Here is a 14069-nt window from a genome sequence, read left to right as displayed (position 1 = left end):
GAATGGGCGAAATATCCGATCGGCGGAGTAACCCACACGATAGGGCGATACTGCTGCGGAGGTTCATGCGGTTCGGCGTGTGCCAGCCGGGTGGCGACCACGCCACCGCAGCGTTCGTGACGGGAGGGGTGAGGTCATGCCGACAGGCACCCTGCCCGGAGTAGTGATCGGGGTCGACCTCGGCACCACCAGCACCAAGGCCGTCGCGTACGACACCGACGGGCGGCTACTCGCCAGCCACACGGCCGGCTATCCCCTGGACGACCCGCAGCCCGGGTACGCCGAGCAGAACCCGGAGGTGATCCTCGCCGCGGTCGTCGGGTCGATCCGCGCGGTGGTGGCCGAACTGGCCGCGCCGGTAGCCGGGCTGTCCTTCGGCTCCGCCATGCACAGCCTCATCGGGCTGGACCAGGACGGCAACCCCCTCACCCCGTCGGTGACCTGGGCCGACGCGCGGGCCACCCGGCAGGCCGAGCGGTTGCGGGCGGTGCCGTCCGGGCTGGCTCTGCACCGGCGCACCGGGACACCGATGCACCCGATGTCGCCACTGCCCAGGCTGCTCTGGTACGCCGAGCAGGAGCCGAAGCTCTTCGAGCGGGTCGCGCACTGGGTCGGCATCAAGGAGTGGGTGCTGCTGCGACTCTGCGACGCACTGGTCATCGACCACTCGATCGCCTCCGGCACCGGGCTGATGGACATCCACCGGCTGGAGTGGGACACCGAGGCCCTGACCATCGCCGGCATCACCGAGGAACAACTGCCCCGACTGGTCGCCACCACGGCCGTCCTGCCCGGGCTCACCCCGCAGGCCGCCACCGCGACCGGCCTGCCGAAGCGCACCCCCGTGGTGGTCGGCGCCGGTGACGGGCCGCTGGCCAACCTGGGCCTGGGCGCGGTGCACCCCGGCATGGTGGCCTGCTCGATCGGCACCAGCGGCGCGATGCGGGTCATGGTCGAACGGCCCGGCGTCGACCCGCTGGGCGGGGTGTTCTGCTACGCGCTCACCGAGGACCGCTGGACGGTCGGCGGCGCGATCAACAACGGCGGCATCGTGCTCAAGTGGGCCGGCACGGCACTCGCACCCGAGCTGGGCGAGCACGCCGAAGAGGAGCTCGTCGCCATCGCCGCGCGGGCGCCGGTCGGCTCGGGCGGGCTCATCATGCTGCCGTACCTGCACAGCGAACGCGCTCCACACTGGAGTGCGTTACCGCGCGGCGCGTACGTGGGGCTGACCCACGGGCACCGCCGCGAACACCTCGTCCGGGCCGCGTTGGAGGGCGTCTGCCAGCAGCTCGCACTGGTGCTCAGCTCGGTGCGCGCCGCCGGCAACGAGGTCCGTGAGATCCGCGCCGGTGGGGGCTTCGCCCGCAGCGGCCTGTGGCGGCAGATGCTCGCCGACGTGCTCGGTCTGCCGGTGAGCTTCCCGGCCGCGCACGAGGGGTCGAGCTTCGGCGCGGCGCTGCTCGGCATGCAGGCGTTGGGGCTGATCCCCAGCATCGACGTCGCCGCCGACCTGGTGCGGATCGAGGAGACCGTCCGCCCCAACCCGGCCGCCGCCGCCACGTACGCGTCCCTGCTGCCGCTCTTCGCCGAGCTGTACGACGCGTTGGTGCCCGCCTTCACCTCGATGCGCCGGCTGGCACCCGGCCTGCCCGCCCAGCCCGTCACTCCCGCAGGGCCACCGATGTAGCCCTTCGGCCGGCCGCAACAGGGCCGACCCCGGCGGGCGCGGGCCTGGTCAGGGCGCCTCGACGCCGGAGATCAAATAGCGGTGCACGTCGGCGTCGAGGATGGCCACTGTCTGCTCCTCGCTCGGCCCGGAGTCGCGGAACGCCGCCAACTGCTCCTCGGACTCCCAGCGTTCGTAGACGTGGATCCGCCCCGGCTCCAGCGGGTCGGCCGCGAGCAGGAAGTCGAGACAGCCGGCGGCGGCGCGGGCCTGCGCGATGACCGGGGCACAGTCGGCGAGATAGCCGTCGCGCGCATCCGGCTCGACCTGCAAGCTGCCAGCGATGATCAACATTGGGTGCCTCTTCCGGGGGGTCGGGAGTGCTGATGAGCGTGATGCCTGTGAGACATTTTGATGTCTGTGAGACATCAGGCTATCGGCGACACCGCCGCCCGGACGGGTGACACCAGACCCGGCGACACCACTGGCCCCCGGCGCTTCATATCGTGCAAACGTGAGAAAAAGCGACAAGAGGCGCTCATCTTCCCTGCTGGCGATGCCTGTCCGCGTACCCATGAAATGGCTGACGGCGGCGGTCGCGCTCGCGGTCGTCGCGACGACCGGGCCGGCCACCGCGGACGGTCCGGGCCGCGCGCCCGTCGCGGAGCCGACGCCGGAGCGGGCGCCGACCAGCGAGGTGTCCTGGTTGTCGTTCCCGGGCGGAGTGTTCGCGGTGGACTCGCTCGGGCACACCGTGCGCTACCGCGCCTGTGACGGCGACACCGGCCGGGTCGCCGACCCGGACATGCGGGTGGCCGCCGGGGTGGCCAGCGGTGAGGTCATCGTCGGGGGCACCGGATACCGCTACCGGGTGCCGCTGGTCGGGCGGAGCGAGGGCACGCTTGAGGTGATCCGCCGGCACCGCCCGCCAATCGAGCTGCCCGGCGTGGTCGTCACCAGCCCGCAGCCGCCCACCGACCCGGTCGCGGGAGCGCGGTTGTTCCCGCTCAGCGGGCAGCTCGCCCGCGTCGTGGCCGACGCCAGCCTCAACCCGGCCGGGGTCACCGTCCGCGACCTGTCCGGCCGGTACGGCGACCAGCAGATCGCCGTCAACGGCGCGCTGCGCCCCAAGGCCGCCAGCGTCATCAAGCTGTGGATCCTCGTCGAGCTGCTCCGCAGGGTCGACTGTGGACAGGTCTCGCTCGACGACGGTGTGCTGGTGACCCCGGACGACGTGGTCGGCGGCACCGGCCAGCTCCAGTTCGAGACGTTCCCGCAGGTGGTCACCCTGCACCGGCTCGCCCAGTACCTGATCAAGTACAGCGACAACATCGCCGCGAACGTGCTGATCACCTACCTGGGCGGGTTCGCACCGGTCAACGCGCTGATCGACTCGATGAACCAGCGGTCCACCATCCTGGCCCGCCGGATGCTCGACAGCGCGGCCGCCCAGCGTGGCGAGGAGAACTACACCAGCCCCGACGACGTGGTGTCGCTGCTCGGCGCGGTCTGGGACGGCGACATCCTCAGTCCGGACTCCCGCGACCTGATGATCGGCTTCATGCGGGAACAGACCCTCAACACCAAGATTCCGGCGGCGCTGCCACCCGGCGTGCCGGTGGCACACAAGACCGGCGACCTGCCGGACGCCTCACACGACGTCGGCTACTACCTGATCCCCGGCACGGAGACCGCCGTCGCGTTCCTCACCGCCGGGCCGATGGCCACCGGCGACGAGACCGTCCGCCGGATGGCCCGCACCGTCTACGACTTCCTCGTCACCCCGACCGACGGCGCGGTCGAGGAGTGAACCGACGTCACGCGCCGGGGATGTTCGCCGGCGGGTCCTCGCCCACCAGATCGGCCGCCGGCGGGTCGGCCGACACCGGAAGACCGAAATCCGAGTACGTCAGGTCGAGCTGCGCGGTCTTCGACTGCTCGGTGGCCAGCTCGATCCGGTAGCGGACCAGCCGACCCTGCTCGTCCACGGTGGCGGTGAACGGCACCGCCGAGGCCCGGTCGCCGAGCACCCCGCCGACCCCGCTGCCCAGCACGGCGGCGCTGTCGCGCAGGTCCAGCGTGCCCGCGTACTCCCGCGCACCGGTCTGCCGGACGTTGGCCGGCGCGGTAAGCGTGCTGGCCAGCCGGGTGTTGTCCAGGCCCTGCTTGGACCCCGGGGCGCCCGGGGCGCCGACGTGCCACCAGGTCTTGCCGTCCCAGACCGGCACGCGCCGGTCCGGGGCGCTGACCCGCACGTAGACATCGGCCCCGGTGGTCAACCGCTCGATCTTCACCTCACCGTTCGGCACCTTGAGCGAGGTGGTCTCCAGCCCGCGCTTCGCCTTCGGGTCCCAGAGCAACACCGTGCTGTCCCCACCTGCCGCCCCGCCGGTGCCCACCGTCAGCCTGTACGACTGCTCGTCGGCCTTCACGGCGGCGGCCTTCAACGCGCCGACCGGGTCGGTCGGGACCGGCGCGGGTGAGGTCGGGGCGGTCGACGCGCCGGCCGACGGGCGATTGGCGTCCGGCTCGTCACCGGCGGCGACCAGGGCCCACACCCCGCCGGCCACCGCCACGGCGAGGACGACGCCGGCGGCGACCAGCTTGGGCTTCTGCACGGTCATCTCCCCCGATCGGGCACGCCGCCGGCCGGTCGCCGATCGACGTTCACCGCGGTGCGGCCCGGCCAGACTAGCCGGACCGCACCGACTCACGCGCGGCTGATCGCGTTGGCGTGGATCGCCTCGTTCAGGTACGCCGCCAGCCCCGGCACGATGGTCTCGTAGTGCGCGGTGAACCGCTCGTCGGCCAGGTACATGTCGGCCAGCCCGGTGTGTATCTCGTACGAGCACTCGTAGAACCAGCGGCCGATGATCTGCCGGTGCTCCTCGGCCAGGTCCATCGCCTCCGGGCTGTCGGCCGGCGCGCCCGAGGCCAGCACGGCGACGATCCGCCGACCCCAGTCCTCGTTCTCCGCCCTGATCCGCAGCCAGTCGTCCTTGCTGTGGCCCGAGGCCCGCCGGTTCGACTCCCGGTACGCGTCGGTGTCACCCCAGCGCCGCTCGGCCTCGGCCTCGTGCTCCTCCGGCTTGAAGTCCCCGAAGACCTCGAAGCGCTCCTCGGGGGTGAGGTGGATGTTCAACTTGCTCGCCTCCATCGCGAACTCGATCGCCGCGACCATCTCCTGCAACCGCTTGATCCGTACCGTCAGCAGCTCGTGCTGGCGGCGCAGGTGCGCGGCCGGGTCGGCCGCCGGGTCGTCGATGATCGCCGCGATCTGCTCCAGCGGGAAACCCAGCTCGCGGTAGTACAGGACGAGCTGCAACCGTTGCAGGTCCCCGTCGTCGTAGCGGCGGTAGCCGGCCGCCGTCCGCCCGCTCGGCGAGAGCAGACCGATCTCGTCGTAGTGATGCAACGTCCGGACCGTCACGCCGGCGACCCTCGCCACCTGACCCACCGTGTACGCCATGGTTCCCCTCCCTTCCGGAAACCAGGCTCCCGCCTGCCGCTACGTGAGGGTCAAGCCCGATTCTGACCCACCGTGGCGGCGGCGTCCGGCCGCCCGTACAGATAGCCCTGCCCGCGTGGGCAACCGATCGCGGCGACCGCCTCGTGCTGGCGTTCGGTCTCGACCCCCTCGGCGACCACCGCCAGGTCGAACGCGCCGGCCAGCCGGGTGACCATCTCCACGGTGGCGTACGCCCGGTCGTCCGACCCGAGCCGGGCCACGAACGACCGGTCGATCTTCAGCTCGGTGGCCGGGATGCGGTGCAGGTAGCTCAGCGACGAGTAGCCGGTGCCGAAGTCGTCGATGGCGATCCTGATGCCCAGATCCCGAAGCTGGTGCAGCCGCTCCAGCACCGCGTCGGTGCCCTCGATCAACGCCGACTCGGTCAGCTCCAGGGTCAACGCGCGCGGGGCCAGCCCGGCGGCGCTGGTGGCCGCCGTGACCGTGGCGATCAGATCCGGCCGGCGCAGGTGCGCGGCGGAGATGTTCACCGCGACTGTCGCCTCCGGCGCGCGGCCCCGCCAGGTCGCCGCCGCCCGGCACGCCTCGTGGATCACCCAGCGGTCGATCGGCAGGATCAGGCCCGTCTCCTCGGCCAGCGGCAGGAACTTCGCCGGCGGCAGCATTCCCAGCCGGGGATGCCGCCAGCGCACCAGCGCCTCGGCACTGCGTACCGCGCCGGTGGACAGGTCGACGATGGGCTGGAACTCCAGGTGCAACTGGTCCTCGTCGACCGCGCGGCGCAGGTCGGCGATCAGCTCGGCCCGGGAGACGGCCGACTCGCGCAGCGCCGGGGTGCACGTCCGGTACGCGGACTTGCCGGCCGCCTTGGCCGCGTACATGGCGATGTCGGCGTCGCGCAGCAGATCGGTGTGGGAGGTGTGCTGCGGCCCGTACTCGGCGATGCCGATGCTCGCCGACGGGTGCACGCCGACGTCCTCCTCACCGTCGGACGGCCGCAGGGCGTCCAGCAGCCGTTCGGCGAGGCGTTCCGGGGGCACCGGCCGGTCACCGTCGACCAGCACGGCGAACTCGTCCCCGCCGAGCCGGGCAATGGTGCCGTCATCGCCGACCGCCACGCGCATCCGGGCCGCCAGGCCGGTCAGCAGGGTGTCACCGGTGGCGTGCCCGAACCGGTCGTTGACCTGCTTGAACCCGTCCAGGTCGAGCAGCAGCACGGCCACCGGTCGCCCGTCGCGCAGGGCCAGGCGCAGCCGCCGGTTGAACAGCAGCCGGTTGGGCAGCCCGGTGAGCTGGTCGCCGTACGCGAGCCGGCGCAGCCGGACCACCAGCCGCAGGTTCTCGTTGGCCGCCAACCCCTGTCGTACGGCGAGGGCGGCGAGCAGCACCATCATCGTCACGAAGATCAGTTGTGGGGTCTGGCCGGTGGGCCGCCGGGCCAGCACCACCGCGATGATCGCCCCACCGACCGGCAGGTACGGCAACGCCACCCGCCACCAGGGCGGCAGCGGCGACTCGGCGGTGTCGTCGGTGCCGTCGCAGTCCGGCGGCGGCGGGTTCCTGGTTGCCAGGCCGATCAGCAGGTAGCTCAGCGGCCAGCACAGGTCGATCGGATGCCCGGCGGCGTAGTCGCCGCGGGCGACCAGCGACACGTAGACAATGTCGGCGACCACGCGCAGGGTGAGGCTCGCCGCGAGCACGCTCATCGGCCGCCACATCGGCCGGACCGGGCCGGAGACCGCGACCAGGATGGTGAGCTGCATCAGGTCGAACATCGGGTAGAGCAGCCCCAGTGTGCGCGCCGGGTCGGCCAACTCCGCGGCGGCGACCCCGCGGAACACCAGCACCCAGGCGATCGGCACCAGGGCCAGCGCGACGATCACCCCGTCCAGCAACGTACGGGCCCGCCCGACGGCGCTCCGAGGCGCGGACGGCGAGCTGAGCAGCGCGGCCGTGCCGGTGAAGATGCCGGCGACGAAGACCGCCCCGACCAGCGGGGTGTGCGGCAGGTCGCCACCGACGAGCCGCTGCACCGTCCAGATCGCCCGGCCGAGCGCGGCGAGCGCCATGGTGACCGCCAGCAGCGTCCAGAACCGGCGCAGCGGTGCCGGATGTCGACGGGCCACCCCGACGCACGCGGCCGTCGCCCAGCCGGCCACCAGCATCCCGCCGAGGTCACTGACCAGCGCGGCGCCGGGCAGCGCGGCGAGCAGCCAGCACGCCTCCAGGACGATGACCGCGGCCGCGACGAACGCACCGGCGGGGCTGCGCGCCCTCGCAGCCTGCTGCACGTCCTGTCGGGACACGGTCGCTCCGGCTCGTCGTCGTGCGTGCACCCTCGGGAGGACCGGTCCACGGCAAACCCCGAAAGCCTAACCACCGCCCGAGTACGCCGCCAGGGCCGAAGGTTGACGCCGGTCCAGCCACGAACGGCCGTCCAGTCAGGGTCTCCGGACAGCCGGTGCGCGCCCGGCGGGTCCGGTCAGCGGCCGGTGGAACGGTTCCAGGGTGAGCGGGGCAGCCTGGTGCCGGCCAGCGGGCGGCGGGCGCGGCGGCGTTTCCGCCGGCCGGGGGTGCAGGGCGGGCGCGAGGCGGTGTGCACCGCAGCGCCGGCCGGGGGCGGTGGCCGGCGGATCAACCAGCAGAGGAAGCGTTCCATCGACGGGTCAGCCGACCGGGAGGCGCTCGGCGTCGGACTTGGAGATCTCGTACTGCGCTCCGCAGAACGTGCACTGAGACGCGTACCGGGTGCGGATCGGGATGAGGGGAACGAAGAAGAGGGAGAATTTGGTCGATCGGCGGCTGATCACCTGAGCGGCGTGGTTGCCGCAGTGGCGGCAGACCTGCTGCACGACCCCGGACCGGTCGACCTTGGTCCGCAGACCGAAGATGAAGAACATCGAACGCCAATACCCACTGCACCGCGAAAAGTCACCGGATCCAGCCGGCGGATCAGAACGACCGCCGCTGACGCCTGCCTCACGGCTGGCGCGGCGGCTGGTCTACTGCCCTCGCCGTTCGTTCAACTCGCCCGCGAGCCTGCGCAGGAAATCGCGGAACCCCTGCTCGCTGTGCGGCGTCTCGATGTCGTCGGTCAGCAGGCCGGTGTATCGCTGTGCCTGGGCGATCGCGTCCGCGTACACGTCCGGGCCGTCACCGAAGTAGCGCCGCTCCATCATCGCCGCGGCCATCTGGCTGGCGGCGGCGGCGTCCAACTGCGGGGTGAACATCACCCCGTACAGGATCTGGTTGGTGACGCCCTTCCAGTCATGGTCGCTCATTCCGCACCCTTTCCGACGGGTCAATTCAACCGGGTACGGCCGTCGAAGCCGAAGAGCGGGATGTCGTTGACGCCGTTACGGCTCAACTCGTCGGTGACCTGCCGCATCTGTTGAGGATCGGGTCGATAGTGCCCGCTGGCGGAGGTCACGTACTGCACTCTACCGTCGACGACCGCGATCTCGCCGGCTGCCGCAACCGGCTTGCCGTTGCCCAGGGTCGAGTGGTGGAAGTTACCGACCTCCTGGTAGTTCGAGGCGTAGATGTTGCCCCGTTCGTCCATGACGAAGATGGCCCGGCCTCCGTCCTGGCTCCAGTGCGTGGACGCGGCACGGGTGTCGAAAGGCTGGCCGTCCAGTGCTTGGCGCAGGACGCCGTCCGAGTCGACGTACACCCGGTGATCTTCCAGTTCCGCCTCGCTGAGTCGACGCACCGACTTGGGTCGGAAGGGATTCCCCGGGTGGTCGCCCATGGTCTCGTACCGGTAGTCATCCCGCATCGGTCGCCCCTGGTAACGGACCTCCTGCAGTGGCCCGGGCACGCCGGGTCGCTCCGGCCGACGTTTGGGGCCCTTGCGGTCGAACCGGCGCAGCAACGTCTTGGCGCGGCGGAGCATTCGCGGAATGATCTCCTTGACGACCCGTTCCACGACCTCCTTGATGATCCGGCGGATCGCGACCCGGGCCACGCCGATCGCGATCGGGATCTGTGCCAGCGAGCCACCGAGGGTGGGGGCGGCTGCCGCCAGGGCCATGGCAACCTGGATTACCAGGATCGTCAGCTGAACGATCGTGAGGATCTTCTGGGCCAACGTGATCACGGCCATCACGAGCAGCGCGGCGGCGATGAGTTCCGCGGCCTCGGCGCCGTCCTCGATACGGCGGGGTGGACCCTCCTCGTCGCGCCACCGCGCCTCGAAGGCGTCGATATCACGCCCCCGATTGGTCGCGCTCACGGCGCTCGCTCCGGCGTTCGCCTGGGCAGCCGTCGTACGCAGCTTGCCGGCGAAGGACATCCACGCCTGGGCGGCCTCGAACAGTAGCTCCTCGTCGGCCTCCGGCCAGGTGAAACCTACCCAGTTGAGGGCTTCGGCGAGCTCAGTTGGCAGCTGCAGGCCCACCGGGCAGCTCCAGTCTCGGGTCGGTCAGCCCACACACCGTCCCGGCCTCGTCGCCGCCTCCGGGGGCCCGGTCCGCACGCTCTGGATGTGCCACCCACACCGCCTTGGCCGCCGTCCTGCAGAAACTCCGCGGATCTTACCGGCCGGGCAGACAGTCAACGATCCCTATCACCCGACGCTCCACGCTGGACAGCCGGCCGACGGCACAAACTGTCCAGGGTGGAGGCGTCGTTGACGGGTGAATCAGTTGGCGGGCTCCAGGCCGGGCACCTCTTCCGCGAGCCAGATCGGCTGCCAGGCCGGCACCTCGTGGAAGCGGCGCAGCTCGGCCAGCCCGGCCACCGACCCGCTCCAGGCCGCGTACGGGGGGTTGCCCTCGTCGAAGCCGCTCTGCACGAAGGTCAGCGTGGTCCGACCGCCGGACTCGGCCAGCTCCCAGTGCGTGACGCCGGTCGGTCCCCAGTCGACCGACATCTTGCGGCCGGGCTCCAGGTCGACGATCTTGGCCGCGTACCCGGTTTCGAAGCCGCCCATCGCATACCGGCCGCCGACCCACGGCTCGATCCCGATCGGGTAGCCGAACCAGGCGCTGGCCTGCTCGGAGTCGGTCAACGACTCCCACACCTTGTCGGCGGGGGCGGCGATGACCAGCTCGCCGCGCAGGTCGGCGGAGGTGAAGTCGGTGCGCGGCAGGAGCGACCGGCCCTCCAGGTGGGAGGCCAGGTTGGCGATGGCCAGCGCCCAGTACGTCTGGAGGACACCACGGATGCTGGAGCCGCTCATCGCCTCGGCGAAGTCGAAGTGGCTCTGCGTCAACGTCAGCACGGTGCTGTCGGCGCCCTCGGCGGTCAACTGGAACTCGGTGGTGGTCTCCACCCCGTCGAGCAGCCAGCCGAAGCGCAGTGTGTCGTCGTCGGCGTGCAGCAGGCGCTGATGCGGGGCGTCACCCTCGGGCGTGTAGCGGCCCCAGAACTCGTACCGCCGGGGCAGCTCGACCTCGGCGTGCTCGGCCAGCCAGATTCGCAGCTCGGCCGGGTCGGTCAGGGCCTGGCGGACGCGCCCGACGGGCGCGGAGAGGCGGGCCTGCACCTTCAACGGTTCACTCATTGTCGTTCCCTTTCGGATAGCAGGCGACGGCGATCTTGAAGGCGTCTCCTTCGCTGCCGCCGTAGCGGGTGAACAGGTCCTGAAGTGCGGTTTGCAGGTCGTGCAGGAACTGCTGGCGCTGCTCGGCCGGCACCCGGATCTCGCCGGAGACCCCGATCGAGGGCAGCTCGGGCGCCGTCCGGTCCAGGGCGGCGATGTCGGCCTGGACGTCCTCCATCAGGTCGAGCAGGAAGCCCAGGCTCAGCTCGTCGCGGGCACGGCGCAGCCCGATCCGGCCGACCAGCCGAGGCGAGAGCCAGTAGGACCGGGCGGCGGCCTGGTAGATGCCCTCGGTGATGCCGCGGACCTTGCGCTCGTTGACCAACTCGACCAGGCCGGCAGCGACGAGCTGTTTGACGTGGTAGTAGACGCGCTGTGGCGTCTGGTCGAGTCGGGCCGCGACCTCGGTGCAGGTGCGCGGTTCGGCCAGTTGCCGCAGCACCTCGACGCGCTGCGGCTTGAGCAGGACTTCGGCCTGCTCGATCTGCTCCAGGTACAGGACATCTCTCATGGCAAAACCAGTTTGTACGTACAAAATTTGTTTGTCAATCGCTTCGCGAGAAGCCGCACCGACTTTCTCGGCGCGGCTTCAGGCGACGGTCAAGCCCCGGTCAGGCCAGCCAGTCCGGCCGCAGCGGATAGCCATTCACGCCGTCCGGGCCGTTGTGGGTGGCCAGCACCTGGTGCAACTGGATGCCGTTGCGCTCGAACGCCATCCGCGACCCGGCCATGTACAGCCCCCACACCCGGGCGGTGCCCGCGCCCACCTCCGAGACGCAGAAATCCCAGTGCTCCACCAGGTTGCGACACCAGGCGGCCAGCGTCAGCGCGTAGTGCTGGCGCAGGTTCTCCTCGTGGTGCACCTCCAGCCCGGCGTCGTGCACCTCGCTGATCAGCCGACCCGGGCCGGCCAGCTCACCGTCCGGGAAGACGTACCGGTCGATGAACGCGCCCGAGCGGTGTGGCGCCCGATTGTCCGCCCGCGTGATGCAGTGGTTGAGCAACCGCCCACCCGCACGCAGCCGGGACCGCAGCGCCCCGAAGTAGGCCGGGTAGTTGCGCACCCCGATGTGCTCGGTCAACCCGATCGAGGAGACCGCGTCGAACTGCTCCGCCGGCGCGTCCCGGTAGTCCATGTGCCGCACCTCGGCCAGCCCGGTCAGCCCCTCCCGCTCGATCGCGGCCTGCGCCCACTGCGCCTGCGCCTTCGACAGGGTCACCCCCAGCGCCTTGACGCCGTACTCGCGTGCGGCGTGCCGGACCATGCCGCCCCAGCCGCAGCCCACATCCAGCAGCCGCATCCCCTTCTGCAACGCCAGCTTGCCCGCGACCAGGTCGTACTTCGCCGCCTGGGCCTGCTCCAACGTGTCGTCCGGAGACCGGAAAACCGCGCAGGTGTACGTCATGGACGGGCCGAGCACCTTCTCGTAGAAGGCGTTTGAGACGTCGTAGTGGTGCGAGATGGCAGTGCTGTCGCGGACCCGCGAGTGGACCAGCCCGTTCATCACCCGCTTCCACCGCGGCAGCGCCTCCTGCGGCGGGGCCGGCGGCGGCATCAGCCGCTCCCAGCCCAGCCCACGGACCATCGCCAGCCCGTCGGTCAGCGACGGCGGGCGCAACCGCAGCTCGTCCTTGAGCACCCGCAACGCCTCGTACGGGTCGCCCGGGTGCACCCCCTGCAACGCCAGGTCGCCGCTGACGTACGCCCGGGCCATGCCCAGGTCGCCAGGCGCGGTGAGCAGGTACGACAGCCCCCGCTCGGAACGGATCGCCAGGGTGATGCCGGCGTCGGCCGGGCCGACGGCGCTGCCGTCGTACCCGGTGATCCGCACCGGCAGCGGCCCGGCGGTGACCGCGCGGATGACGTCCGCCACGGTCGGACCCGTGGGCCGGCCCCCCGCCGGCGGGGTGGCAGGGGCGCTGGCCGCCCCCTGATCTCTGTCGGTCAGGCTCATGCTCGTGCTACCGCCTTTTCGTACAGTCCCGTCAGCCGGTGGTCCGGGTCGTAGCGGTCCTTCACCGCGCGCCACGTGTCGCCGCCGTAGAGGCGGTCGAACGCGTCCCGGTCGTAGTACGCGTCGGAGTAGAGCGACTTGTGACCGCCCGACTCCGACACCCTGCGTTCGATCGTGCGGTTGACGTCGCCGTCAGCGGCGCCCGACGCGATCGGCACGCTCCCCCAGAACCCAATGTTGACGTAGTCCTGCCCCGGCCGGAGCGGATACAGCGGCCAGGAGCGCGCGGAACCGGGACCCGCCGGCTCGCGCAATCGCAACGGACAGAGCCACACCGGGGTCATCCCCACCGCGCCGGCGAACCAACGCAGGAAGTCAGCCGTGCGGTCCAGCGGGATCTCCACGTCCTGCACGACCCGCTCCCGGGCCGGCTGGCCGCGCAACCGGTCGACCCGGGCCGCCACCTGGTGCCGGTGCTCCAGCCGGACCAGCCGGTGGTAGACGTCGCTGCGCCGGTAACGCGCCGGCCAGAGCCGCCGCACCACCGGGTGCTGCGCGCCGAACGCCGCCGAGCACCAGAACCAGTCGGTGTCCCAGCGCCAGAGATAGTCGTACGCGGTGAGCACGTCCCGGGTCCGCCGGCGCAGCGACCGGTAGTAGATCGCCTGGCCGGTGTAGTCGCTGGGCGGGTCGGCCGTGTCGGTGAAGGTGCCCAGCGCCAGGTACGCCTCGCCGGGGCTGAACATCACCCCGTCCAGCGTGTCGACCGGCTCGCCGGCCCAGGACCGGCTGGCGGTCACCTCGGCGATCGCGTCGGTGAGCGCCTCCAGCCGGGTGAACCGGACGTTGCGCAACGCCACGTACCGGCCGACCGGTTGCAGCTCGATGCGCAGCCGGGTGGCGTAGCCGAGACTGCCCAGCGAGTTGGGGAACGCGGTGAACAGGTCGGCGTGCTCGCCGTCGGGCCGGGCCGTGACGATCTCGCCGGAGCCGGTGAGGATGTCCAGCTCCCGTACCGACTCGTGCGGCAGGCCGTTGCGGAACGACGTCGACTCGATCCCGAGGCCGGTCACCGCCCCGCCCAGGGTGATGGTGCGCAGCTGCGGCACCACCAACGGCATCAGCCCGTGCGGCAACGTCGCGTCGACCAGGTCCTCGTACGTGCACATGCCCTGCACGTCGGCGGTCCGGGCGGTCGCGTCGACCGACAGCACACGGTTGAGGCCACTCACGTCGAGGCCCGGGGTCCGGGGAGCGGACCGGGGGCGGAACAGGTTGGAGGTGCGTTTGGCCAGCCGGACAGGCTCGCCCGTGGGCACCGCGGCGTACGACCGCCGCAACGTGTCCACCGCTTGATCATGGTCAATGGGGTGATCCACACGCTCAGCGCGCATGTGATCACCTTACGCCCGCACCCGGAAATTCGTGGGG

Annotated in this window: 13 protein-coding genes; 2 read left to right on the top strand and 11 right to left on the bottom strand. The window is 71.3% G+C overall.

The genetic code is table 11. The annotated features are described in order from the left end of the window. Positions 1-136: 136 nt before the first annotated feature. On the top strand, positions 137-1690 hold the full coding sequence (locus ABZ780_RS25620) for a gluconokinase (RefSeq protein WP_357487716.1): 1554 nt from the start codon (positions 137-139) through the stop codon (positions 1688-1690). Positions 1691-1738: 48 nt separating this feature from the next. On the opposite strand, the gene ABZ780_RS25615 is transcribed toward ABZ780_RS25620, so the two are convergent. After that, positions 1739-2023, bottom strand: a complete 285-nt coding sequence (locus ABZ780_RS25615) for an antibiotic biosynthesis monooxygenase (RefSeq protein ID WP_357008620.1) — start codon at positions 2021-2023, stop codon at positions 1739-1741. A 220-nt stretch (positions 2024-2243) separates the two neighbouring features. On the opposite strand from ABZ780_RS25615, the gene ABZ780_RS25610 reads away from it, so the two are divergent. Then, positions 2244-3479, top strand: a complete 1236-nt coding sequence (locus tag ABZ780_RS25610; RefSeq protein ID WP_357008623.1) for a serine hydrolase — start codon at positions 2244-2246, stop codon at positions 3477-3479. Between the two features lie 7 nt (positions 3480-3486). Here the strand turns inward: ABZ780_RS25610 and ABZ780_RS25605 are convergent, their stop codons facing one another. The 10 genes from ABZ780_RS25605 to ABZ780_RS25560 all read right to left on the bottom strand — a co-directional run bounded on the left by ABZ780_RS25605 (position 3487) and on the right by ABZ780_RS25560 (position 14032). After that, positions 3487-4287 (bottom strand): hypothetical protein, encoded by an 801-nt coding sequence (locus ABZ780_RS25605; protein ID WP_357487715.1) that lies wholly within the window; start codon positions 4285-4287, stop codon positions 3487-3489. Positions 4288-4379: 92 nt separating this feature from the next. After that, complete coding sequence (locus tag ABZ780_RS25600) at positions 4380-5138, bottom strand: MerR family transcriptional regulator (protein ID WP_357487714.1); 759 nt, start codon at positions 5136-5138, stop codon at positions 4380-4382. Positions 5139-5188: 50 nt separating this feature from the next. After that, positions 5189-7444, bottom strand: a complete 2256-nt coding sequence (locus ABZ780_RS25595) for an EAL domain-containing protein (RefSeq protein ID WP_357008632.1) — start codon at positions 7442-7444, stop codon at positions 5189-5191. 360 nt (positions 7445-7804) lie between these two features. Beyond that, positions 7805-8038, bottom strand: a complete 234-nt coding sequence (locus ABZ780_RS25590; RefSeq protein ID WP_357008634.1) for a zinc-ribbon domain-containing protein — start codon at positions 8036-8038, stop codon at positions 7805-7807. A gap of 102 nt (positions 8039-8140) precedes the next feature. Continuing rightward, positions 8141-8419: a hypothetical protein gene (locus ABZ780_RS25585; protein ID WP_357487713.1), complete on the bottom strand. Its 279-nt coding sequence runs from the start codon at positions 8417-8419 to the stop codon at positions 8141-8143. Positions 8420-8439: 20 nt separating this feature from the next. Further along, a complete protein-coding gene (locus ABZ780_RS25580) occupies positions 8440-9537 on the bottom strand; it encodes a hypothetical protein (protein WP_357487712.1) in 1098 nt (365 codons plus the stop codon). A 243-nt stretch (positions 9538-9780) separates the two neighbouring features. Further along, a complete protein-coding gene (locus tag ABZ780_RS25575; RefSeq protein WP_357487711.1) occupies positions 9781-10644 on the bottom strand; it encodes an SRPBCC domain-containing protein in 864 nt (287 codons plus the stop codon). Then, positions 10637-11194, bottom strand: a complete 558-nt coding sequence (locus ABZ780_RS25570) for a helix-turn-helix domain-containing protein (RefSeq protein ID WP_357008644.1) — start codon at positions 11192-11194, stop codon at positions 10637-10639. Before ABZ780_RS25570 ends, ABZ780_RS25575 begins: the two co-directional genes overlap by 8 nt. Before the next feature lie 100 nt (positions 11195-11294). Continuing rightward, positions 11295-12638 carry a class I SAM-dependent methyltransferase gene (locus tag ABZ780_RS25565; RefSeq protein ID WP_357008647.1) on the bottom strand — a complete coding sequence of 448 codons (1344 nt, stop codon included), beginning with the start codon at positions 12636-12638 and terminating at the stop codon, positions 11295-11297. Continuing rightward, positions 12635-14032, bottom strand: coding sequence for an FAD-binding oxidoreductase (locus tag ABZ780_RS25560; RefSeq protein WP_357487710.1), 1398 nt, complete (start codon positions 14030-14032; stop codon positions 12635-12637). The genes ABZ780_RS25565 and ABZ780_RS25560 overlap by 4 nt, the downstream gene beginning before the upstream one ends. Positions 14033-14069 lie beyond the last annotated feature (37 nt).

It is taken from the genome of Micromonospora sp. NPDC047467, from assembly GCF_040643095.1.
Taxonomy (GTDB): domain Bacteria; phylum Actinomycetota; class Actinomycetes; order Mycobacteriales; family Micromonosporaceae; genus Micromonospora.
Note: the sequence above shows the minus strand (reverse complement) of the source record. Positions and strands in the feature narration are given on the sequence as shown.